The organism is Kitasatospora sp. NPDC058046 (genome assembly GCF_042885595.1).
In the GTDB taxonomy this organism is placed as follows: Bacteria; Actinomycetota; Actinomycetes; order Streptomycetales; family Streptomycetaceae; genus Kitasatospora.
On sequence record NZ_JBHVRS010000005.1, the window covers coordinates 358,479 to 378,939 of the forward strand.

Sequence of the window (20,461 nt, forward strand, 5' to 3'; positions counted from 1 at the left end):
CTCGCGCGGGCCCCGTTCGCGCCCGGCCCCGAGTGTCCCGGGGAGGCTAGTCCGCCTGCTGGTCCCGGGACGGCATGTCGGTGGTCGCGGGCAGTCCGAGGTGCTCGCGCAGTTCACGTCTGCCCAGATCCGTGACGGCGAGGGCACGGGTGGTTCCGATCCGGGTCAGCCACCCCGCGGCCAGGGCGTGCCCGCAGACGGCGGCGCCGACGGCCCCGCCCAGGTGCGGGCGCCGTTCGGTCCAGTCCAGACAGGCGCGTACCAGCGGCCTGCGGGAGGCGTCGGGCAGTGCGATGCCCAGGTCTCCGAGCCAGGCCGCTCCCTTGACGGTGAGCGACGGATCGGGTCCCCAGTCCAGCAGGCCGCGATCGGCCATCGAGTCGGTGACGGCCAGGCCCAGTTCCCCGGCCAGATGGTCGTAGCACAGCCGGGCCCGGGCCAGGGCCCGCTGCCGCCCCGAGCCCGACAGCGAACGCGGTCCGGGGGCGCGGTGCGGCGCGAGCGCGGCGAGGCTCTCGATCAGGGCCATCACGCGCGGATCGGCCATCCGCAGGTAGCGGTGGCGGCCGTGCCGTTCCTCGACGAGGAGTCCGCCGCGTACGAGCACGTTCAGGTGCTCGGTCGCGGACGAGGCCGCGACACCGGCATGACGGGCCAGTTCCTTGGCCGTCCAGGCCCGGCCGTCCAGCAGGGCCAGACAGAAGTCCGCCCTGGTGCCGTCGGCCAGCAGCCTGGCCACGACGGCCAGGTCCACACCGACGTCCCGGCTCTCGCGCTGATCGTCCATGCCTTCGATTGTCGTCGGTCTCGATTCGGGATGGGCCGAAGCGTCCGCGCCCTATCGTCCCGTACCGGCCGAGGCCACCGCGTCCTCCGCCCGTACGCCTTCCGCCGACCGCCCTGGGAACCTCATGCCCGCCACCGACATCACCCCACCGAACCCCTGGCCCGGCATCGGCCTCACGGTCACCGATGCCCCGGAGCCCACCGACGTATCGCTCGTCTCCGATGCCCTGGACCGGTTCAACACCGACACGACCGCCATCGACGACCGCCGCCCGCTGGCCGTCCTGGTGCGCGACTCCCGGACCGGCCGGGTGACCGGCGGTCTGACCGGTCGCACCTCACTCGGGCTGTTCTTCCTCGACCTGTTCTTCCTGCCGCGCGAGCTGCGCGGTGGCGGCCTGGGCAGCGAGATCCTGCGCCGGGCCGAGAACGAGGCCCGCGCACGCGGCTGCCGCACGGCGGTGCTGTACACGATCAGCTTCCAGGCGCCCGGGTTCTACGCGAAGCACGGCTGGCGACGCCTGGGCGAAGTCCCGTGCGACCCGCCGGGCACCAGCAGGGTCTTCATGACGAAGGACCTCGCCCCGTCGGCGGCCCCCTGAAGCCGCCAGGCCGCACCGGGGCGGGTCATGCCGGAGCAGGACCCTCCGGCGGTTGCTCCGGTCAGTCGTGCGGCGGGCGGCGTCCTGGCTGATCGGTTGCGCGAGAAGTCGGCTGGGCCGACTTCTCGCGCAGGTCCTCTCGCTTAGATGTTGGGGATCTCGCCGGCCTTGAGGGCGGTGAGGAAGGCGGACCACACGTCGGCGGGGAAGACGAGCGCGGGGCCGCCGGGGTCCTTGGAGTCCCGGACGGGAACGGTGCCGGTAAAGCCGTCGGCGACCTCGATGCAGTTGCCCTGGTTGGTGCTGTACCTGCTCTTTCGCCAAGCCGCGTGCGTCAGGTTGTCCCGACTCGGGTCGATCATTCGAGTTCCTTTGCAATCTGTGTGACGAGCCGCCGCGTCGGCCCTACATCGAGGGCTGCTGTCCGAAGCCGATCGAAGGCCACATCCAGGGTTTGCCCTCGCGCGCAGGCGCCGCGAGTGCCTCCCGCTTCTCCAGGGCGGCGACTTCGTAGACGGCGGGCAGCGGACCCTGCTTGCTTATACGGAGGCAGTCAAGGCCCGCCTCGTCGAGGTGCTGAGGGTGGCGTTCCCGTTCGCTTGAGCGAGTGGGTGTGGTTGCGCGACAAGTCGGCTGGGCCGACTTCTCGCGCGGGGGTGCTCACATGTTGGGAAGTTCGCCGGTCTTGAGGGCGGTGACGAACGCCGTCCAGGTGTCGGTGGGGAAGGCGAGGGCTGGGCCGTTCGGGTCCTTCGAGTCCCGGACCGCCATGCCGCTGCTGGCGACGAGCGTGGTCTCTACGCAGTCGTTCGCCTGGGCGCTGTAGCTGCTCTTGTACCAGCCGCGGGCGGAGATCTCCGGCATGGTCATGTGCTCACCCTCTTCTCTGATCTCGCACTCACGTCCCTGTCGCGATGGCGGTGATCATGTCGATCGACTGGGCCGGATTCAGGGCCGATGACCTCAGATAGTCGAAGACAAGCCCATGGCCGTCCAGTTCCGCTTCCTGCTCCAGATAGTGGCTGCTGGTCAGGGTCTCAAGAAACACTGCCCCCGGATTCGGTGAATCGGTGAAGCCGAACATCACGAACGCTCCGCACGCTCCAGCGACTGCGCCGACATCGAGCGGGACGACCTGCAAGGTGACGTTGGGGCGTTGTGCGGCTTCTACCAGGTAGTCCAACTGTGCGCGCTGTACGTTGGTTCCACCGACCGGGCATCGGAGAGCGGGCTCCCAGATGATCGCCCAGAAGCGCGTAGGCTCTGACTTGACCAGGACGCCCTTGCGCTCCATCCGCACTTTGACGAGTTGGTCGATGCGTTCGGGGCGGACAGCCGCCGGGTTCGCTCCAAGCAAGGCGCGTGCGTAGTCCTCGGTCTGCAAGAGCCCAGGCAGAACCAGCGGTTGCCACGTCTGGATGTACCTGGCATCGCTTTCCAAGTCGAGGAAGTCCGCGTCCGGGCCGGCCTCGCCCTGCTCGCGTTGGACGCCGACCAGGCTGCCGACCTCAACAGCCGGTTCGGCCCTCGGTCCGCCGGGGAGATCGGCCACCGGCTGTACCACTTCGGTGCGGTGGGGGCGGTCGCGTTCGTCGGGCCCGACCCGTTCCCGGTCTACGTGCGTCGAGTGGCCTTCGATTGACCGGATATGAATGATTCTGTCGGCGTATCGGTCATATCGCATGGGGTAGTTGGTGCGAACGTGACCATTTGTGGTGAGCCGCTGTTAGGCTGCGCGCCTGAATACGAACTCTCCACGATGTAAAAGGACTTGGAAGAGCGCGTGAAGCTCTCTTCCTCGCCGTCGCCGCCGACACCTGAGGAGCCACGTGAGACCCGAAGACGTCCCCCTGCTGTTCCAGGAGTTGGCCCGTGAGTTCGCCGACGTCACCGGTATGTCGGTGGCGGCGACCGGTTCACTCGCGCGTGGCGACCACCGCACCGGGCCGGACGGAGACGTCGTCTCCAACCTCGACCTGATCCACCTCGTGGGCGAGGACGCGCACGTGCCGGACGTCCGGGCCGTGGTGGGGCGGAGGATGCGGCGGATCTCCGACACCTTCGGGATCGAGACGACGTCCGTCATCGCCAGGCTTCCGGCGTTCCGGCTGGCCGGCCACGCCCACTACCGGATCAGCATGCGGCCCGAGTGGTTCTGCGACGGCCTCGGGCTCGGGCCGGAGGCCTTCGACCTGCCCGGCCACGAGGACGACCCGCGCGCGGCGCTGGCCTGGATGATGCAGCCCGTCCCCTACTACCTGGCGAAGGCGACCGTCCAGGACCCGCCGACCAACCTGGCCAAGGCCCGCAGGGCCGCGACGCGGCTGGCCGACCGGTTCGACCTGGCCGGGATACGCGACGACCTCGACAACCTCCCGCGGGCCCTGCGCACCCTGATCGCCGAACGGGGCCTGACCCCGCTCGAATCCACCGCCCGCTACCTCGACGCCCCCACCCACCCCGCCGTCGCGCAGCGCGTCCGCGACGCGGTCTTCGTCGAGAGCATGGGGCTGTCGTCCGCCGACTCGATGGTCGTCCTGCTGCCGTCCGCCTCGAACTGACCCCCACCGGAGAGCACCCCATGTCCACTCGGCAGCACGTGGAGATCCTGCCCCCGCACCCGTTGCGGGCCGGCTACGACCGGGCCCTGGAGCGCGGGTCCATAGCCGACGACTTCCAACGGCGCCTGGAGCCGGCCCACTTCAACCCCGGCTACCTCGGCGCCCTGACCTCGCGGGTCGAACAGGCCCTGGTCCGGGATCCGGCGGACGAGGCCATGCGGTGGCGCCTGGCGTTCCTGCTGCTCCAGAACAACGCCACCGCGGCCGCCGTCGAACGGGCGGAGGAACTGCTCGCGGACGCCACCCTCCCGCAGGCCCGGCGCCTGGCCCAGCTGGTGGCCGGGATCCGCGGCCGGGCCGACCGGCCGCGTACGGGCCGGCGCGTGCGGCGGGTCAACTGGTCGATCAACAACCGCTGTCCGATGTCCTGCCAGGGCTGCTACAACCCGTTCGCCGCCGAGCAGATCGACCTCGCCCAGGCGGACCGGATCATCGGGAAGCTGGCCGCGCACGGGACGACCGACCTGGTCCTGGCCGGCGGTGATCCGCTGCTGTGGCCGCCGATCTTCGACGTCGTCGACCACGCCATCGCCGCCGGGCTCAAGGTCGGCCTCGACACCACCGGCTACACGCTCACCGCCGAGAAGCTCGCCCGGCTCCGGGGGCTGTCCTCGCTGCGGCTGCCGCTGGACGCCGTCACCGCGGACGTGCAGCGGGCGTTCCGCCGAAGCCCGGACAGCAACCTCCTGCGGGCGCTGCTGGAATCCCTCGCGCTGTGCGACGCCGAGGGCTTCGACCGGGTGCGGGTGCACACCGTGGCGAGTGCCGAGAACCTCCACCAACTGCCGGAGCTCGCGGCCGAGATCATGTCGCATCCCTCGGTCGCCCAGTGGGTGATCTTCCAGTGGTGGGGCCGACGGGCTTCGCCGGACACGGTCCGCAGGCTCGGGGTGGCGGTCGAGGACGTCCGCGAGGTCGTGGACGGCATCCGGCGCGACCACCCCGGCCGGGAGGTCCACCTCGCGGAGAGCAGCGAGCGGGAGCTGCTCAACTGGATGATCCAGTCGAGCGGACAGGTCGTCACCTTCGGGTCGGGGGCCGAGGAGGAGTTCATCCTGGGCAACCTCCTGACCGACGAGGTCGAGGAGATCCTGACCCACCCGATCCTGGACTTCGAGGCCATGTCCCGCGGGATCCCGGTCACCCCGGGGACGCGGTTCCCCGGCGCCGACGGGGCGCCGCGGTCGGCGGAAGACTGAGTCCGGGTGAGCGGCTGATGGGCGGCCGGGACACGGGACGGTCGGACTCCCCGGCGGGCACCGGGCGCTCGGCGCTGCGCGCTGCCCGCCGGGGACGGTCGGATCAGGCGGCGAGCAGGTACCAGCCCCCGAGGCCGCTGCACATGCTCGCGTTGTAGGTGCCGGCGCGGAAGCCGGCCGGAACGGGCTGGTAGGGGCACATGTACTCGCCGACGCGGGCCAGTTGCTGGTACCACGAGCCGATGTTGCCGCAGCCGGAGTTCATGTGGCCGGTGAGCACGTACCCGGGCGGGATCGGTGAGCCCGCGCAGGTGTACTGGCCGTCGCGGGGCACTTCCAGGTACCAGTAGTCGATGCCGCTGCAGCCGGTGGCGTTGTGGAGGGTGATCACGTAGCCGGGGGGAATCGGCGAGGTGGCGCAGGTCCAGATGCCGTTCTGCACGGGCTGGATGTACCAGGCGCCGGCCTTGTTGCACCCGCTCGGCTGGCGCTGGGTGATCACGTAGCCGTCCGGTATGGGTGTGCCGGGACAGACCCAGCCGGGGGAGGCCTGGGCGGCGGCGACCGGTGCCGCCGCCGGTGCCGCGGTGGCCGTGCCGGCGGCCGTGCCGGTGAGGACGGCCACCAGCAGGGTGACCACCCCCACCGCGGCGGCGAGCCGGCCCCGGACCGTCGCCGTCCATGAACGACCGGGCACGTGGCGATGCTTGATGTTCACTACTCACCAGTCCAATCGACGGGTCCGCGGAGCGCCGCGCGATGGCCGTACGGCGCCGTGCCGCGAAGCTGGAGCGACCCTAGTCGGAGGGGTGGCGGGGCCGGTCGAAAGTGGATGGATGCATGACAAATCTGGCCGGAAACCGATCCGGGGCCAGCCCGCCGGGCCGGGCCACCGGCTGATAACGGAACGGTTGCGGAGCCCGTCGTTCCCCTCTCCAGGTCTTGACGGCACGGGGAGGGCGGGCGTTTGCTGTGTCCGCTCGTTGGAACCTGTTTGGTTCTGGTTTGTTTTGTGTGTTTGAACGTTCAAAACAGCCGAGCAACCCCCGCCTGCGCTCAGCACCCCCTCGCACCACCCCTCGCACCACCCCCTTCGCACCACAGCCTTCCGGCGCCACCCCACCGAGAGGAATGCAATGTCACACCTTTCCCGACGCGACCTTCTCCGCGCCTCCGGAGCCGGCCTGCTGGCCGTCGCGGCCGGCGGCTCCCTCGCGGCCTGCGGCGGCGGCTCCGGCTCGGGAGGCGCCGCCGGCGGGGACGCCGACACCGGCACGATCACCGTCTGGTCCTGGGCCACCGCCGCCGACGCCCTGCGCGGCATCGTCCCGGCCTTCGAGAAGGACAACCCGGGGATCAAGGTCGACGTCCAGGACATCGGCGAGCCCGCCATCTGGGACAAGATCACCGTCGGCCTGGCGGCCGGCGGCCAGGGCCTCGGCGACGTCCTGCACATCGGCTGTGACTACCTGCCCGGCTACCAGGAGAAGTTCCCCGGCGGCCTGGCCGACCTCTCCGCGCTCGGCGCCGACGCGTACAAGGACAGGTTCGCCAAGGGCCTGTGGCCGGTCGTCACCGGCAAGGACGGCCACGCCTACGCGCTGCCCTGGGAGGTCAACGCGCTCGGCTTCTTCTACCGCAAGGACTACTTCGACAAGGCGGGCATCGACCCCGAGACCTTCGCCACCTGGGACGACCTGCTCGCCGTCGCCGACCGCTTCAAGGCCGCCAACCCCGGCATCGCCCTGATCGGTGTCAACCGGGCCGCCAACCCCACCCCCGACCTGGACTTCCTCCAGGGCCTGATGCAGCTCCAGGGCGCCTTCTACTTCGACCTCCAGGGCAAGATCACCGTCGCCTCGGAGCCAGCCGTGCGGGCCCTGACGATCATCAAGCGGCTGGACGAGGCCGGGCTGATCGGCGACACCCCCGGCGTCCAGAGCTGGCCGCCGGTGATGAAGACCGGCAAGCTCGGGGCGGCCGCGATGCCCACCTGGGTCGCGCACTACCTGGAGAAGAAGTTCCCCGACCAGAGCGGCAACTGGCGCCTCACCAAGCCCCCGGCGGTCACCCCCGGCGGCAAGCGCACCGCCCTGGTCAACTCCACCCACCTGGCCGTCGCCGCCTCCAGCCCGCGCCGCCGCGCCGCCTGGAAGTTCGTCGAGTACGCGCTCACCCGCGCCGCCTCGGTCAACACGATGTTCAACGCGGGCGGCGTCTTCCCGGCCCTCACCGAGGCGTACACCGACCCGATGTACGCCGCCCCCAGCGCCTTCTACGGCGGCCAGCCGGTGCTCAAGACCTTCACCGACCTCGCCGTCGAGGGCGGGGACCCGACCAACTACTCCGGCGACTACGCCCGCGCCCTCAAGCTCGTCAGCGACGCCCAGACCAAGGTCTTCCTCAAGGGCGCCGACCCGGCCGCCGTCCTCCAGGACGCCGCCAAGCAGCTCGCCCAGCAGACGGGACGCGGTATCGCATGAGTGCCGCCAGCCCGCCCGCCGCCCTCGCCAAGGGGTCCGAGGGGTCCGAGGGATCGAAGGGGTCCAAGGGATCCGCGGGGCCCGGCCGGTCCGGCCGGCTCCGCCGCGCCCGCTGGCGCCGCGGCGCCGTGCCGTACCTGCTGCTCGCCCCCGCCCTGCTCACCTTCGGCGTGTTCAAGGCCTACCCGGTCATCGACTCGCTGCTGCTCTCCTTCACCACCGGCTCCGGCGCCGCCACCCGCGACGCCGGACTCGCCAACTACCGGCGCCTGCTGGACGATCCGCTGTTCTGGACGGCGCTGCGCAACACCGGCGAGATCCTCGTCGTCCAGGTCCCGCTGATGCTCGGCCTGGCCCTGCTGATGGCCGTCGGCATCAACTCCGCGCTGGTGCGCTGGCGTACGGTGTGGCGGCTCGGCGTCTTCATGCCCTCGGTCACCGGCCTGGTCGCCACCGGCGTGATGTTCGCCTACCTGCTCAAGGCCGACGACGGCGCCGTCAACTGGCTGCTGAACGCCGTCGGCCTGCCCTCCGTCGACTGGCTGGGCCAGCCCGTCTGGGCCCGGATGGCCGTCGTCGTGGTGCTCACCTGGCACTACACCGGCTACAACGCCGTCATCTACCTCGCCGGACTCCAGTCCATACCAAGGGAGTTGTACGAGGCCGCGATGGTCGACGGGGCCGGCCCGATCCGCCGCTTCACCTCGATCACCGTCCCCGCGCTGCGCCCGGTGCTGCTGTTCACCGTCGTGCTCTCGACCATCGGCACGCTCCAGCTCTTCGACGAGCCGTACGTGCTGACCGGCGGCGGGCCGGACAACGCCACCCTGACCGTCTCCATGTACCTGTACCAGAACGGCTTCCGGTACTTCGACTTCGGCTACGCCTCCGCCATCGCCTACGCGCTCACCCTGCTCGTGTCGGTGCTCGGCGCCGTCCAGATGCGCCTGATGGGGGAGAAGGACAAGTGAACCTCAAGAAACTGCGCGGCTGGCCGCTGACCTTCTTCCTGGCCGGCGTCACCGGGCTGTCGATCGCCCCCTTCTACTGGCTGGTGGTCTCGGCCACCCGCAAGGACACCGAGGTCTTCGACTGGCCGCCGAAGCTGCTGCCCGGCGGGAGCCTCGGCGAGAACCTGAGCCACCTGGAACAGAAGATCGGCCTGCTCCGGGTGGTCGGCAACTCCCTGCTGGTGGCGGGGGTCCAGACCCTGGGCGCCCTGGTCGTGGCGCTGCTCGCGGGCTACGCCTTCGCCAAGTTCCGCTTCCGCGGCCGAACCCTGCTCTTCGCGCTGCTGCTCTCCACCCTCGTGGTGCCCGAACAGGTCGTGCTGGTACCGCTGTTCAAGATGATGACGGACTTCGGCCTGCTGGACACCTACCAGGCGCTGATCCTGCCGGGCCTGTGCGTGCCGTTCGCCATCTTCCTGATGCGGCAGTCGCTGAGCAGCCTGCCGGACGAGCTCCTGGACGCCGCCCGGGTCGACGGCGCGGGCGAACTCCGGGTGCTGTTCAGCGTGGTGGTGCCGGTCATGCGGCCGGTGCTGGCGGCCCTGTCGATCTTCCTCTTCCTGGGCTCCTGGAACCAGTTCGTCTGGCCGCTGATCGCCCTGCGCAGCCCCGAGATGCACACCCTGCCGGTCGCCCTGGCGACGCTGCACGGCAACAAGTCCAACACCGACTACGGCGCGATCCTCTCCGGCACCGCGCTGTCCACCCTGCCGATGATGGTCCTCTTCCTGGTCCTCCAGCGGCAGTTCATATCCGGCCTGCTGGCCGGCGCCACGAAGGGCTGACCATGACCGAGACGAACGACACCGGCACGACCGTGAGCACGACCGGCGCCACGGCCGGTACGAGCGGGACGACGGCCGGCGCGGCGGCGGCCGAGGTCTGGGAGCCGCACGCCCCCACCGCCGCCAGCGGACTGCGTCCGCTGTACGCCGACGGGCTGGACCTGCGGGTGAGCGGCACGGGCACGGCCCGCGGCGTCGCCGACGGCGTGGTGGAGGTGACCGCCGAGGGCCCGGGCGAGGTCCGGATCGAGTGGCGGGTGCCCTGCGTCGACGCCACCGCCCTCTGGACCCCCGAGCCGCGCGGTACCGGCTGGCTGCCCGCCGCCTGGAGCGCCCCGCGCCGCACCTCGCTCGCCAACGGCGCGCCGATCGCCGCGCTGGTCGGCACCGGCGACGTCGCCCTGAGCGCCTTCGCGGCCGGTCGCCCGGACGTGCTGGCCGGGGCCGGAGTGGTCGAGGAGACCGGCGAGTTCCGGTTCTGGGCCCAGGCCACCGACCGGCTCACCGTCCGGATCGACACCTCGCGCCGGCACTTCGGGCGCGCCCTGGCCGACCTGGCCGCCTGGTGGGGCGAGGGCCGTACGGCCGACATCCCGGAGGCCGCCCGCCGTCCCGCGTACTCCACCTGGTACTCGATGCACCAGGACATCACCCCCAAGGGCGTCGAGACCCAGGCCGCGCTCGGCAAGGAGCTGGGCCTGGACGTGATCATCGTGGACGACGGCTGGATGACCGCCGACCGCACCCGCGGCTACGCCCACTGCGGCGACTGGGAGCCGGTATCGCTGCCCGACACCGCCGCCCACGTCCGGCGGGTGCACGAGCTCGGGGTGCGCTACATGCTCTGGTACGCGCTGCCGTTCATCGGCAAGGACAGCGCCGCGTACCGGGAGATCGGCCACCTCGCGCTGGCCGACGCCGCCCACATGGGCGCGATCGTCGCCGACCCGCGCCACCCCGAGGTCCGGGCCTTCCTCACCGACCGGCTCGTCCGGGCCGTCGAGGAGTGGGGCATGGACGGCCTCAAGGTGGACTTCGTCGACTGGTTCGCCCGGGCCGCGGAGCGCGACGACGCCCCGCCGGCCCGCCCCGGCGCGGACTGCGCGAGCGTGGACGAGGGCGTGGAGCGGCTGCTCGCCGCGATCCGCGGCCGGATCACCGCCGCGAACCCGGAGGCGATGATCGAGCACCGCCAGCCGTACGTCAGCCCCGGCCTGTGGCCGTACGCCACCATGATCCGCGCCACCGACTGCCCGCTCAGCCCGCAGGAGAACCGGCAGCGGACCATCGACGTGCGGCTGGCCGCCGGGCCCGTCCCGGTCCACGCCGACATGCTGATGTGGCACCGGGAGGAACCGGCCGAGCAGGTCGCCTGCCACCTGATCAACGTGCTGTTCTCGGTGCCGCAGATCTCCGTCGACCTCGCCGCCCAGAGCGAGGAGCAGCGCGAGGCGATCGCCTTCTGGCTCGGCGTCTTCCGCGAGCACGCCGACACCCTCCAGCTCGGCGAGCTGCTCCCGGCCCGCCCGGACCTCGGCTACCCGATGGTCACCGCGCGCGGCACCGGCGGCGGTACCGGCGCCGGTACCGACACCGGCACGGTGGCCGTGGCCCGGTACGCCGCGCTGCCGGTGGACGCCTCCGGCGACGACTGGCGCACCCTGCTGGTGGCCAACGCCGACGCCGACCCGGACGTCCGGCTCACCGGCGGCCGCGGGCAGGTGGCGGTGACGGTGCAGGACGCCCGGGGGCGTATCGTCCGGCAGGGCGAGGTCGAGCTGGACCGGGCGGACGTGATCCCGGTGCCGCGCGGCGGGCTGCTGACCCTGCGTCGCTGACCGCCTCCGGGGCCGCCGGCCGGCCCCGGGCCCCGGCCCGCTCCGCGCACCGACCACGTCTGGAGAACCGCATGCCCGAGGGACCGCACCGGCCGCGCCGCGGCGCCACCACGATCGAGGAGGTCGCCCGGGCGGCCGGGGTCTCCCGGCAGACCGTCTCCAACGCGCTCAACGCGCCGCGGCGGGTCCGCCCGGAGACGCTGGACCGGGTGAACGCGGCGATCCGCGAACTCGGGTATCAGCCCGACCAGTCGGCCCGCTCGCTGCGCAGCGGCGCCCGGCGCACCCTCGGCTACCTCGCCCCGGTGGACGACCCGCTCGACCCCAACCCGCTGATGGCCGGCTTCCTGGAGGCCCTGGTCGACGCGGCCGGGGCGGCGGGGCAGCGGGTGCTGCTGTTCCGACCGGGGCAGGGCGCGGCCGACCCGGTGGCCGCCATCGACGAACTGGTGGCGGCCCGTCAGGTGGACGGACTGGTGCTGGCGGACGTCCTGCACGAGGACGTCCGGATCGCCCACGCGGCCCGGCTCGGCGTCCCGTTCGCCAGCTTCGGCCGGACCGGCCCCGGCGAGCCCCAGCGCTGGGTGGACATCGGCAACGAGGCGGCGATGGCCGAGGTGGTGCGGCACCTCGCGGCGCTCGGCCACCGCCGGATCGGCTACCTCGGGGCCGCCGAGGAGCTGCCCTGGATGGCGGCGCGGCGGGCCGGATTCCTGGCCGAGGCACGCCGGTTGGGCCTGTCCGCGGTGGCGGTGGGGGCTTCCGGGGCGGGGAGTTCCGGTACGGCGGCCGCGGGTTCCGTGGTGGCCTCCGTACGGGCGCTGCTGCGCGGGCCCGACCGGCCCACCGCCTTCGCGGCCGGCAGCGACCTGCTGGCGCTGGACGTGTACGAGGCGGTCCGGGCGGAGGGGCTGGTGGTCGGGCCCGGCGGGGTGGCCGTCACCGGGTTCCACGACACGCCGCTCTGCCGCCACCTCCACCCCGCGCTGACCTCGGTCCGGCTGCCGCTACGGGCGATCGCCACGGCGCTGGTCGGCCGGCTGCTGGACCAGGTGCGCGGGGAGACGGCGGCGGGGGAGGGGCTGGAACTGCCCACCGAGCTGGTGGTGCGGGGCAGTTCGGGTCGGCCCGGCTGAATCCTTCGGGTCCGTCAGCCGGTTCGGCCCGTGTGGTCCGCCGTCGCGGCCACGATCAGCTCGCCGACCAGTCCGGCGGCGGCCGCCCGCTGTTCGGCGGGCAGGGCGTCGTCGGTGACCAGGACGTCCAGCTGGTCCAGGTCGGCGAAGGAGGCCAGGCCGACCGCGTTCCACTTGGTGTGGTCGGCCACCACGACCACCCGGCGGGCCGAGCGGAGGAAGGCGCGGTTGGTCTCCGCCTCGGCCAGGTTCGGGGTGGTCAGCCCGGCCTCGGGGGAGAGGCCGTGGCAGCCCAGGACCAGCAGGTTGACGTGCAGGGAGCGGATCGCCTGGTCGGCCACCGGCCCGACCAGCGCGTCCGAGGGGGTCCGCACGCCGCCGGTGCGGATCACCGTGGCGGTGGACGGGGTGCCGTCCTCGGCGGGCTGTTCCAGCAGCTCGGCGATCCGCAGCGAGTTGGTCACCACGGTGAGGCCCTCGACCGCGCGCAGCCGCCGGGCGACCGCGTAGGTGGTCGTCCCGCCGGCCAGCCCGACCGCCGAGCCCGGCGGTACGAGCGCGGCGGCGGCCCGGGCGATCGCCTCCTTGGCGGGCAGCTCCCAGTGCGCCTTGGCCTCGAACCCGGGCTCGCCGGTGGCCGGCGCCTCGACCCGGACCGCGCCGCCGTGCACCTTGTGCACCAGGCCGCGGCGGGCCAGCGCGTCCAGGTCGCGCCGGACCGTCATGTCCGAGACCCCGAGGTCGCGGACCAGTTCGGTGACCCGGACCCCGCCGCGCGCGCGGATCCGCTCCAGGATCAGCACGCGGCGCTGTCCGGCGAGCGGTTGGGCGCTGTCAGCCATCGGGAGGCCTCCTTCGACCACGTCCGGTGCGTGGCCCTGGTGGATAATGTTTGAGATTGTAGCTTTCTGTTGATTCCGGTGTTCCACTCAGAGCTCAGAGGAAGAAGGGCCATGCCCGGGACGTCCCTGACCCAGCCCACCGTCAGGACCGTGACCACCCTCGCGGACGGTCGGCAACTGATCTACTACGACAGCGGCGCGGCCTGCGCCGGCGCCTGTGACGGCGGTGCGGCCTGCGAGGGCGGCACGGCCGCCCGCCGCGACGCCGTGGACGAACGGCCGCTCGACCCGCAGGCCCCCGGCTCCGAGGTCCGGCTCGACCCGGCCACCGGCGACTGGGTCACCATCGCGGCCCACCGCCAGGCGCGCACCTACCAGCCGCCGCCCGAGGAGTGCCCGCTCTGCCCGTCCCGGGACGGGCGGCACAGCGAGATCCCGGCCGCGGACTACCAGGTGGCCGTCTTCGAGAACCGCTTCCCCTCGCTGGCCGGCCCGCCCGCGGAGCCCGTCCGGGCCGCCGAGGGCCTGTGGACCAGCGGCCCCGGCGCCGGGCGCTGCGAGGTGGTCTGCTTCACCGCCGACCACGAGGCCTCCTTCGCCGACCTCACCCCCGAGCGGGCCCGGCTGGTCCTGGACGCCTGGACCGACCGCACCGCCGAACTCTCCGCCCTGCCCGGCGTGCGGCAGGTCTACTGCTTCGAGAACCGGGGCGCCGAGATCGGCGTCACCCTCGCCCACCCGCACGGCCAGATCTACGCCCTGCCCTTCACCGCGCCGCGCACCGCCCGGATGGCCGCCCGCGCCGCCGAGCACCGCGCCACCGCCGGCCGCAACCTCTTCGACGACCTGCTCGCCGCCGAACGCGCCCACGGCGAGCGCGTCGTCCTCGCCGGGACGCACTGGACGGCCTTCGTCCCCTTCGCCGCCCGCTGGCCGTACGAGGTGCACCTGTACCCGCACCGCCGGGTGCCCGACCTGACCGCGCTGGACGCCGACCAGCGGGACGAATTCCCCACCCTCTACCTGGAGTTGCTGCGCCGCTTCGACCGGCTCTTCGGCACCGGCCGCACCCCGTACATCTCCGCCTGGCACCAGGCCCCCGCCGGACAGCGGGACGAACTCGCCCTGCACCTGGAGCTGTTCACCATCCGCCGCACCGCCGACAAGCTCAAGTACCTGGCCGGGGTGGAATCCGGCATGGACGCCTTCGTCAACGACGTCACCCCCGAGCACGCGGCCCGCCGGCTGCGGGAGGCCACCGCATGAACGACTTCGCGCAGCTGTACGGCCGTCCGTCCGAGGGGGAGTGGGCCGCCCCCGGCCGGGTGAACCTGATCGGCGAACACACCGACTACAACCTCGGATTCGTCCTCCCGATCGCCCTGCCGCAGACCGTCCGCGCCCAGGCCGCCCGCAGCGGGGACGGACAGCTGCGGCTCTGGTCCGCCCAGGGCCGGGAGCTCGTCGCGATCCCGGTCGACGACCTCGCGCCGGGCTCCGTGCCCGGCTGGGCAGCCTATCCGGCCGGGGTGGTCTGGGCGCTGCGCGAGGCCGGGCACCCGGTCGGCGGGGCGGACCTCCGGCTGGACAGCGACGTGCCCAGCGGCGCCGGGCTGTCCTCCTCCGCCGCGCTGGAGTGCGCCGTCGCCGCGGCCTACAACGACCTGTACGGGCTGGGCCTTTCGGCCGCCGAACTGGCGGTGCTCGCGCAGCGGGCCGAGAACGCCTTCGTCGGCGTGCCCTGCGGGATCATGGACCAGATGGCCTCGATGTGCTGCCGCCCCGGGGTCGCGCTGTTCCTGGACAGCCGGGATCTGACGATGCGTCAGGTGCCCGTCGACCTGGCGGGAGCGGGCCTCGCCCTGCTGGTCCTGGACACCCGGGTGAAGCACGACCTCGGCGACGGCGCCTACGCCGCGCTGCGGGCCGGCTGCGAACGGGCCGCCGCCCTGCTCGGGCTGCCCGCGCTGCGCTCGCTCCAGCCGTCCGGGCTGGCCGACGCGCTCGCCCAACTCCCGCCGGAGCTGGTTCCGTTGGTGCGGCACGTGGTCACCGAGAACGCCCGGGTGGAGGCCGCCGTCGCCCTTCTGGACGCCGGCGACCCCGCCGCGCTCGGCCCGATCCTCACCGCCGGACACGCCTCGCTGCGCGACGACTACCGGGTCTCCTGCCCGGAGACCGACCTCGCCGTCGAGGCCGCCGTGGCCGCCGGCGCCCACGGCGCGCGGATGACCGGCGGCGGCTTCGGCGGCTCGGTCATCGCCCTGGTGGACGCGGACGCGGCCGGACACGTCGCCGCCGAGGTCACCGCCGCGTTCCGCGCGGCCGGGTACGCGGAGCCGCGCACCCTCACCGCCGTCCCGGCGGAGGGGGCGCGCCGGCTCCGGTGAGCTGCCGGCTCCGCCTCCTTGGGCGGGGTCAGGCCTTGTGGGCCGCCGGGCGCTCCGGAGACGCCTCCGCGAGCGCCCGGGTGACCGCCTCGACGCCGGCGCGCAGCCCGTACACCGGGGTGGCCGGCTGCTGGCGCCAGGACTCGTCGATGCCGCCCGCGTCCACGGTGTCGAAGCCCAACTCGTCGACCAGCGCCCGGATCACCCGCTTGGCCGCCTCGTCGTCCGAGGCGACCGGCACGGCCAGCCGCTCCGGGTCGCCCGCCGGGCGCGGACGCTCCAGCAGGTCCTGGGCGTAGGTGCCGTTGAACACCTTCACCACCCGGTGCCCGATGTGCTGCTCCGTCCACCGGCTCTCGGTGAGCCCGCCGTCCTCGATCGCGTCGATCCGGCCGTCGCGCTCCTTCGGGTAGTAGTTGCCGGTGTCGATCACCGCGACGCCCTCGGCGGCGCCGTCCAGCAGCCCGGCGGGCAGGTCCGGCACGTTCTTCAGCGGCACCGTCACCACCACCACCTGTGCCCCGCGGGCGGCCTCGGAGACCGTCACCGCCGTCGCCCCGGTCTCGTCGACCAGCGCCTTGAGCGTCTCCGGGCCGCGGGAGTTCGCCACCGCCACCTCATGTCCGAGCGCGGTCAGCCGCCGCGTCAGGTTGCCGCCGATGTTGCCCGCGCCGATGATGCCGATCTTCATGGGAAGTCCTTCTTCGCGAGTGCCGTAGTGGACCGTCGCCTTGGCCCAACCACCCGGTGATCTCTCCGATTCCCGGTCGGGAGAGTGGTTTTCCGGAGCCGTTCTCCAGAGGTGTCTTTCGGAGGGTGGTCCTCCGGGACCCACGGTCGGAACGGGCCTGGTGCCGGCCCGGCGCCGGTCCCGAGGGTGGACGCCATGAACAACATTTCCTCCGACGCCACCACCCCCGCCGTCCTCGTCACCGGCGGCACCAGCGGCATGGGCTTCGCCACCGCCCGCCACCTCCTCGGCACCGGCGCCCGGGTCGTCGTCACCGGCCGCGACGAGGACCGGCTCGCCCGCGCCGCGGCCCGCCTCGACGCCGGCGACCGGCTGCTCACCGTCCGCGCCGACGCCTCCGTACCCGCCGACCTCGCCCGGCTGGCCGACACCGTGAGTGAGCGGTACGGCCGCCTCGACGGGGTCTTCGCCAACGCGGGCGTGGCCGGCTTCCAACCGGTCGGCGAGGTCGCGGAGGCCGAGTTCGACCGGATCGTCGCCACCAACCTCAAGGGCGTGTTCTTCACCGTCCAGCACGCCCTGCCGCTGCTGGACGCCGCCGGCGGCGGATCGGTCGTCCTCAACGCCTCCTGGACCCCGCACCGCGGCCTGCCCGGCGCCGCCGTCTACGCCGCCAGCAAGGCCGCCGTCCTCAGCCTCGCCTGCACCCTCGCGAGCGAACTCGCCGGGCGCGGCATCCGGGTCAACTCGGTCAGCCCCGGCTACATCGTCACCGAGATGTTCCACGCGGCCGTCCCCGACCCGGCCGACCACGAGCCGATCCGCCGCCACGTCCCGCTCGGCCGGCTGGGCACCGCCGAGGACGTCGCGGAGACGGTCGCCTTCCTGCTCTCCGAGCGCTCCTCGTACATCACCGGTCAGGACGTCGTGATCGACGGCGGGCTCGTCCCGGCCTTCCCGTCGCTGACCGGCTGAGTGCCTCTTCGTGCCTGGTCCTGGCAGGACCAGGCACGGCGGCACCCGTCCGGGTGAGAATCCATGACGTGAACCCGAGCAGCGCCCTGAGCGAATTCCTCCGCACCCGCCGCGCCGGCCTGCGCCCCGAGGACGTCGACCTCCCCGACTACGGCGGCCGCCGCCGCGTCGCCGGACTGCGCCGCGAGGAACTCGCCCACCTCGCCGGCGTCAGCGTCGACTACTACACCCGCCTCGAACAGGGCCGCGTCGGCAACCCGTCCGACGCCGTCCTCGACGCCGTCGCCCGCGCCCTGCGCCTCGCCCCCGACGAGTCCGGCCACCTCCACCGCCTCGCCCGCCCCACGCCCGGGCCGCGCCGCCGCCCCGCCGTCCGCCAGCAGCCGCGCCCCTCCCTGCTGCACCTGCTGGAACAGCTCCACCACACCCCCGCCGTGGTGATGGGCCACCGGATGGACATCCTGGCCTGGAACCGCGCCGCCGTCGCCCTGTTCGGCGACTACGGCGCCCTGCCCGTCGAGGACCGCAACATCGCCCGCATCACCTTCCTCGACCCCGCCTCCCGCGAGCTCTACGCCGACTGGGCGGGCTGCGCACGCGAGAACGTCGCCTTCCTCCACCTCGAAGCCGGCCGCCGCCCCGACGACCCCCTGCTCGCCGAACTGGTCGGCCGACTCTGCCTCGGCAGCGAGGAGTTCCGCCAGATGTGGGCCGACCACCCGGTCGCCGACAAGACCTCCGGCCGGAAGTCCTTCCGCCACCCCCTCGCAGGGACGCTCGACCTCGCCTACGACACGCTGCGGCCCGCCGACGACTCCGGACAGGCGCTGGTCACCTACACCGCCGACCCGGGCTCGGCCTCGGACGACGGGCTGCGGGTGCTGCTGTCGTGGGCGGCGTCGGGCTGAGGTCCTTGGGTCAGGTCACGAAGGTTCTCCGTGGCCAGTGCGGTGTCCGGATGGTCCGGTCCGAGGACGCGGTCCAGATCGGCCACTGCCTGGCGGAGCATCTCCAGCGATCGGTCCCGGAGTCCGGCCTCCCAGTACATGACGGCAAGGTTGTTGCAGGTCAGGAGGGTGTCGGGGTGGTCTGCGTCGAGGACGCGCCGGCGGTCCTCGAGGACCTGCTCCAGGAGGACGACGGCGTCGTCGATCCGCCCGGTCTCCGACTCGGTGACGGCGAGGTTGTGGCGGGCGGTGAGGGTGTCCGGATGGTCGTCGCCGAGGACGCGTCGGCGGTCTTCGAGGACCTGTTCCAAGAGGCTGACGGCGTCGTCGGTACGTCCGGCACCCCGGTAGGTGACGGCGAGGTTGTTGCGGGTCGTGAGGGTGTCGGGATGGTCGTCGCCGAGGACACGCCGGCGGTCTTCGAGGACCTCCTCCTGGAGCCGCATGGCCTCGTCTGTGTGCCCGGCGTCCGAGTAGGCGGCGGCGAGGTTGTTGCGGGCGGTGAGGGTGTCCGGATGGTCGATGCCGAGAACCCGCTCGCTCGCTGCGGCAAGGCTGCTCCAGTACCGGATGCTGGCGGTGTAGAGGCCCGCCTCGATGAGGCTGATCCCGCAGTAGAACAAGAGCTGGTGAATTCCCCGCGACGGTCGAATCAGGTCGGAGGTGCGGTGCCCGGCAAGCACGCCGGTGTTGGCCCGGAGTGTCGCGGCCAAGCCCTGCGCGCTGTAATCCGCACTCGGCCACAGTTCGGCGAGGGCATCGGCAGCCGCGAGCCACGCTTCCGGCACATCCGGACCGATGTCCAGAGCAGCCCGGGCGGTGAGCGCGTGCAGGGTCACCTCCCGGTCGGCGGTCTCCGTGAGCGTGACGAGGCTGTAGTTGTGCAGTACGGCGAGCGCGTCCAGCGCGTCGTCGGCCGTGACGGGCGTGCCGCGAACGCTGCCGAGATGCTCCAGCACCTCCTCGGTGCTCCACAGCCCCTGCGGGTGCCCGGCCGGGTCGAGCAGTGCCGCCAACTGGAGGGCCGGCCCGGCGAGCCCGACCGGCTCCTCCTGCTGTGCCGCGTCCAGGGCCAGCAGCAGCGCCGCCGTCACCGGTCCCCGGTAGCCGTCGACGCCGGTGCGGGCTGGTAGGACCGTGTCCAGGCTGCGTGAGCGGTCGCGGAAGAGTTCGAGGTAACGGCCGCAACTGCGGCGGGTGTTGACCATATAGGCGGCGGCGTGGGCCAGCGCGAGTGGCAGGTGGCCCAGTTCCTCGGCGAGCTCGGCCGCGTGTTCGTCGAGGAAGCGGGCGCATTTCGCGCGTTCCAGTCGTTCGCCCAGGTAGGCGGCCGACTCGGCGGGGGAGTAGGTGCTGACGTCCACCAGCGCCCGGTCGCCGCCTGTACTGGCCGCGCCCCGGTGGCGGGTGGTCGCGATGACCCGCCCCTGGCCACCCCGGCTGGTGACGGGCCACAGCTCCTCGGGGGTGTGCTCGGTGGTGTTGTCGAGAACGATCAGCCAGCCGCGCTCGGTGGCGGCGAGCCAGGCCAGGAAGCGCTCGGCGTCCTGCTCGGCCGCATCGCTGCTCGTCCCGGGCGCCTGGACCGCCATCGCGGCCCGGGCGTACAGCTCGGTGACGGCGGAGGGCTCGGCGGCGTCGGCCCACAGGACCAGGTCCGTGCCCGCCTCGACGGCCTCGCGCGCGTAGTGCGCCGCGAGTTGGGATTTCCCGACGCCCCCGCCGCCCGCCAGGACCTGGCTGAGCACGACCGTCCCGTACTGCCCGCGCGCCTCGTCGATCGCCTCCCGCAGCTGCTCCCGGGGCTGGAAGGCGGTCGCCTTCGGCGGAATCCGCCCGATCACCACCGGCCACTCCACCGGGGCGGCCGGCGCCGCGTACTGGTGGAAGGTCATCTCCCCGGCCTGCTGCACGCCGCCGTGCACAGTGGTGCTGCCGTCGATCCCGTTCCTGACCTGCCAGCCCTGCACCTGCTTGCCCCCACCGCCGACCCGCTGAACCGGCCTCCATTATGGGAGCCGGAAACGGCGCTGCCGTGGCGCCCCGGGGGGGGGGGGCCCCGCCGCGGTGGGGTCCGGCGGGGCGGGGGGAGGGCGGGGTGTTGGCCCGCAGGGGGGGCCAAGCCTGGGGGGGTCCCCCCGTTTTTTATAAAGGAA

At 72.8% G+C, this 20,461-nt stretch carries 20 protein-coding genes; 12 read left to right on the forward strand and 8 right to left on the reverse strand.

The window, feature by feature from the left end; all coding sequences use genetic code 11:
• Positions 1-46: 46 nt before the first annotated feature.
• Complete coding sequence (locus ACFVU7_RS13880; RefSeq protein WP_388045156.1) at positions 47-787, reverse strand: ArsR/SmtB family transcription factor; 741 nt, start codon at positions 785-787, stop codon at positions 47-49.
• 124 nt (positions 788-911) lie between these two features.
• Between ACFVU7_RS13880 and ACFVU7_RS13885 the strand changes: the two genes are divergently transcribed.
• Positions 912-1,388 (forward strand): GNAT family N-acetyltransferase, encoded by a 477-nt coding sequence (locus ACFVU7_RS13885; RefSeq protein ID WP_388045158.1) that lies wholly within the window; start codon positions 912-914, stop codon positions 1,386-1,388.
• 143 nt (positions 1,389-1,531) lie between these two features.
• Here ACFVU7_RS13885 and ACFVU7_RS13890 read toward each other — a convergent pair whose 3' ends face one another.
• The 3 genes from ACFVU7_RS13890 to ACFVU7_RS13900 form a co-directional block, all read right to left on the reverse strand.
• A complete protein-coding gene (locus ACFVU7_RS13890) occupies positions 1,532-1,750 on the reverse strand; it encodes a DUF397 domain-containing protein (RefSeq protein WP_388045160.1) in 219 nt (72 codons plus the stop codon).
• Between the two features lie 298 nt (positions 1,751-2,048).
• Positions 2,049-2,258 carry a DUF397 domain-containing protein gene (locus ACFVU7_RS13895; protein ID WP_388045161.1) on the reverse strand — a complete coding sequence of 70 codons (210 nt, stop codon included), beginning with the start codon at positions 2,256-2,258 and terminating at the stop codon, positions 2,049-2,051.
• A 28-nt stretch (positions 2,259-2,286) separates the two neighbouring features.
• Positions 2,287-3,072, reverse strand: coding sequence for a DUF5753 domain-containing protein (locus tag ACFVU7_RS13900; RefSeq protein ID WP_388045162.1), 786 nt, complete (start codon positions 3,070-3,072; stop codon positions 2,287-2,289).
• A gap of 145 nt (positions 3,073-3,217) precedes the next feature.
• Between ACFVU7_RS13900 and ACFVU7_RS13905 the strand changes: the two genes are divergently transcribed.
• Positions 3,218-3,949, forward strand: a complete 732-nt coding sequence (locus tag ACFVU7_RS13905) for a hypothetical protein (RefSeq protein ID WP_380777494.1) — start codon at positions 3,218-3,220, stop codon at positions 3,947-3,949.
• A gap of 20 nt (positions 3,950-3,969) precedes the next feature.
• Positions 3,970-5,208 (forward strand): radical SAM protein, encoded by a 1,239-nt coding sequence (locus ACFVU7_RS13910; RefSeq protein ID WP_388045163.1) that lies wholly within the window; start codon positions 3,970-3,972, stop codon positions 5,206-5,208.
• 103 nt (positions 5,209-5,311) lie between these two features.
• On the opposite strand, the gene ACFVU7_RS13915 is transcribed toward ACFVU7_RS13910, so the two are convergent.
• Positions 5,312-5,905 carry a hypothetical protein gene (locus ACFVU7_RS13915; RefSeq protein ID WP_049650074.1) on the reverse strand — a complete coding sequence of 198 codons (594 nt, stop codon included), beginning with the start codon at positions 5,903-5,905 and terminating at the stop codon, positions 5,312-5,314.
• A gap of 439 nt (positions 5,906-6,344) precedes the next feature.
• On the opposite strand from ACFVU7_RS13915, the gene ACFVU7_RS13920 reads away from it, so the two are divergent.
• From ACFVU7_RS13920 to ACFVU7_RS13940, 5 genes are all read left to right on the forward strand, one after another.
• Positions 6,345-7,691 (forward strand): extracellular solute-binding protein, encoded by a 1,347-nt coding sequence (locus ACFVU7_RS13920; RefSeq protein ID WP_074002528.1) that lies wholly within the window; start codon positions 6,345-6,347, stop codon positions 7,689-7,691.
• Positions 7,688-8,662, forward strand: a complete 975-nt coding sequence (locus tag ACFVU7_RS13925; protein WP_388045164.1) for a carbohydrate ABC transporter permease — start codon at positions 7,688-7,690, stop codon at positions 8,660-8,662. The genes ACFVU7_RS13920 and ACFVU7_RS13925 overlap by 4 nt, the downstream gene beginning before the upstream one ends.
• Positions 8,659-9,486 carry a carbohydrate ABC transporter permease gene (locus tag ACFVU7_RS13930; protein WP_053111977.1) on the forward strand — a complete coding sequence of 276 codons (828 nt, stop codon included), beginning with the start codon at positions 8,659-8,661 and terminating at the stop codon, positions 9,484-9,486. The genes ACFVU7_RS13925 and ACFVU7_RS13930 overlap by 4 nt, the downstream gene beginning before the upstream one ends.
• Before the next feature lie 2 nt (positions 9,487-9,488).
• Positions 9,489-11,324: a glycoside hydrolase family 36 protein gene (locus tag ACFVU7_RS13935; RefSeq protein ID WP_388045165.1), complete on the forward strand. Its 1,836-nt coding sequence runs from the start codon at positions 9,489-9,491 to the stop codon at positions 11,322-11,324.
• Positions 11,325-11,395: 71 nt separating this feature from the next.
• Entirely contained in the window at positions 11,396-12,460 is a 1,065-nt protein-coding gene (locus ACFVU7_RS13940; RefSeq protein WP_117487024.1) for a LacI family DNA-binding transcriptional regulator, read from the forward strand.
• A 14-nt stretch (positions 12,461-12,474) separates the two neighbouring features.
• Here ACFVU7_RS13940 and ACFVU7_RS13945 read toward each other — a convergent pair whose 3' ends face one another.
• Positions 12,475-13,302, reverse strand: coding sequence for a DeoR/GlpR family DNA-binding transcription regulator (locus tag ACFVU7_RS13945; protein WP_388045166.1), 828 nt, complete (start codon positions 13,300-13,302; stop codon positions 12,475-12,477).
• Positions 13,303-13,413: 111 nt separating this feature from the next.
• Between ACFVU7_RS13945 and galT the strand changes: the two genes are divergently transcribed.
• A complete protein-coding gene (galT, locus tag ACFVU7_RS13950) occupies positions 13,414-14,568 on the forward strand; it encodes a galactose-1-phosphate uridylyltransferase (RefSeq protein ID WP_388045168.1) in 1,155 nt (384 codons plus the stop codon).
• Entirely contained in the window at positions 14,565-15,692 is a 1,128-nt protein-coding gene (gene galK, locus ACFVU7_RS13955) for a galactokinase (RefSeq protein WP_388045169.1), read from the forward strand. The genes galT and galK overlap by 4 nt, the downstream gene beginning before the upstream one ends.
• Positions 15,693-15,720: 28 nt before the next feature.
• Here the strand turns inward: galK and ACFVU7_RS13960 are convergent, their stop codons facing one another.
• Complete coding sequence (locus ACFVU7_RS13960; protein ID WP_388045170.1) at positions 15,721-16,383, reverse strand: NADPH-dependent F420 reductase; 663 nt, start codon at positions 16,381-16,383, stop codon at positions 15,721-15,723.
• Between the two features lie 195 nt (positions 16,384-16,578).
• Here ACFVU7_RS13960 and ACFVU7_RS13965 point away from each other — a divergent pair, with 195 nt between their 5' ends.
• Together ACFVU7_RS13965 and ACFVU7_RS13970 are read left to right on the forward strand one after the other, a co-directional pair.
• Positions 16,579-17,358: an SDR family NAD(P)-dependent oxidoreductase gene (locus tag ACFVU7_RS13965; protein WP_388045171.1), complete on the forward strand. Its 780-nt coding sequence runs from the start codon at positions 16,579-16,581 to the stop codon at positions 17,356-17,358.
• Between the two features lie 68 nt (positions 17,359-17,426).
• The gene (locus ACFVU7_RS13970) at positions 17,427-18,266 is read left to right on the forward strand and encodes a helix-turn-helix domain-containing protein (protein ID WP_380743736.1); all 840 of its coding nucleotides are present in this window, start codon (positions 17,427-17,429) and stop codon (positions 18,264-18,266) included.
• On the opposite strand, the gene ACFVU7_RS13975 is transcribed toward ACFVU7_RS13970, so the two are convergent.
• The gene (locus tag ACFVU7_RS13975) at positions 18,194-20,275 is read right to left on the reverse strand and encodes a tetratricopeptide repeat protein (RefSeq protein WP_074002534.1); all 2,082 of its coding nucleotides are present in this window, start codon (positions 20,273-20,275) and stop codon (positions 18,194-18,196) included. The genes ACFVU7_RS13970 and ACFVU7_RS13975 overlap by 73 nt on opposite strands.
• Between the last annotated feature and the right edge of the window lie 186 nt (positions 20,276-20,461).

Bases quoted from the DNA above. Each gene is read 5' to 3' on its own strand.
- ACFVU7_RS13880 (WP_388045156.1), bottom strand. From the start codon at position 787: ATGGACGATCAGCGCGAGAGCCGGGACGTCGGTGTGGACCTGGCCGTC.
- ACFVU7_RS13885 (WP_388045158.1), top strand. From the start codon at position 912: ATGCCCGCCACCGACATCACCCCACCGAACCCCTGGCCCGGCATCGGC.
- ACFVU7_RS13890 (WP_388045160.1), bottom strand. From the start codon at position 1,750: ATGATCGACCCGAGTCGGGACAACCTGACGCACGCGGCTTGGCGAAAG.
- ACFVU7_RS13895 (WP_388045161.1), bottom strand. From the start codon at position 2,258: ATGACCATGCCGGAGATCTCCGCCCGCGGCTGGTACAAGAGCAGCTAC.
- ACFVU7_RS13900 (WP_388045162.1), bottom strand. From the start codon at position 3,072: ATGCGATATGACCGATACGCCGACAGAATCATTCATATCCGGTCAATC.
- ACFVU7_RS13910 (WP_388045163.1), top strand. From the start codon at position 3,970: ATGTCCACTCGGCAGCACGTGGAGATCCTGCCCCCGCACCCGTTGCGG.
- ACFVU7_RS13920 (WP_074002528.1), top strand. From the start codon at position 6,345: ATGTCACACCTTTCCCGACGCGACCTTCTCCGCGCCTCCGGAGCCGGC.
- ACFVU7_RS13925 (WP_388045164.1), top strand. From the start codon at position 7,688: ATGAGTGCCGCCAGCCCGCCCGCCGCCCTCGCCAAGGGGTCCGAGGGG.
- ACFVU7_RS13935 (WP_388045165.1), top strand. From the start codon at position 9,489: ATGACCGAGACGAACGACACCGGCACGACCGTGAGCACGACCGGCGCC.
- ACFVU7_RS13940 (WP_117487024.1), top strand. From the start codon at position 11,396: ATGCCCGAGGGACCGCACCGGCCGCGCCGCGGCGCCACCACGATCGAG.
- ACFVU7_RS13945 (WP_388045166.1), bottom strand. From the start codon at position 13,302: ATGGCTGACAGCGCCCAACCGCTCGCCGGACAGCGCCGCGTGCTGATC.
- galT (WP_388045168.1), top strand. From the start codon at position 13,414: ATGCCCGGGACGTCCCTGACCCAGCCCACCGTCAGGACCGTGACCACC.
- galK (WP_388045169.1), top strand. From the start codon at position 14,565: ATGAACGACTTCGCGCAGCTGTACGGCCGTCCGTCCGAGGGGGAGTGG.
- ACFVU7_RS13960 (WP_388045170.1), bottom strand. From the start codon at position 16,383: ATGAAGATCGGCATCATCGGCGCGGGCAACATCGGCGGCAACCTGACG.
- ACFVU7_RS13965 (WP_388045171.1), top strand. From the start codon at position 16,579: ATGAACAACATTTCCTCCGACGCCACCACCCCCGCCGTCCTCGTCACC.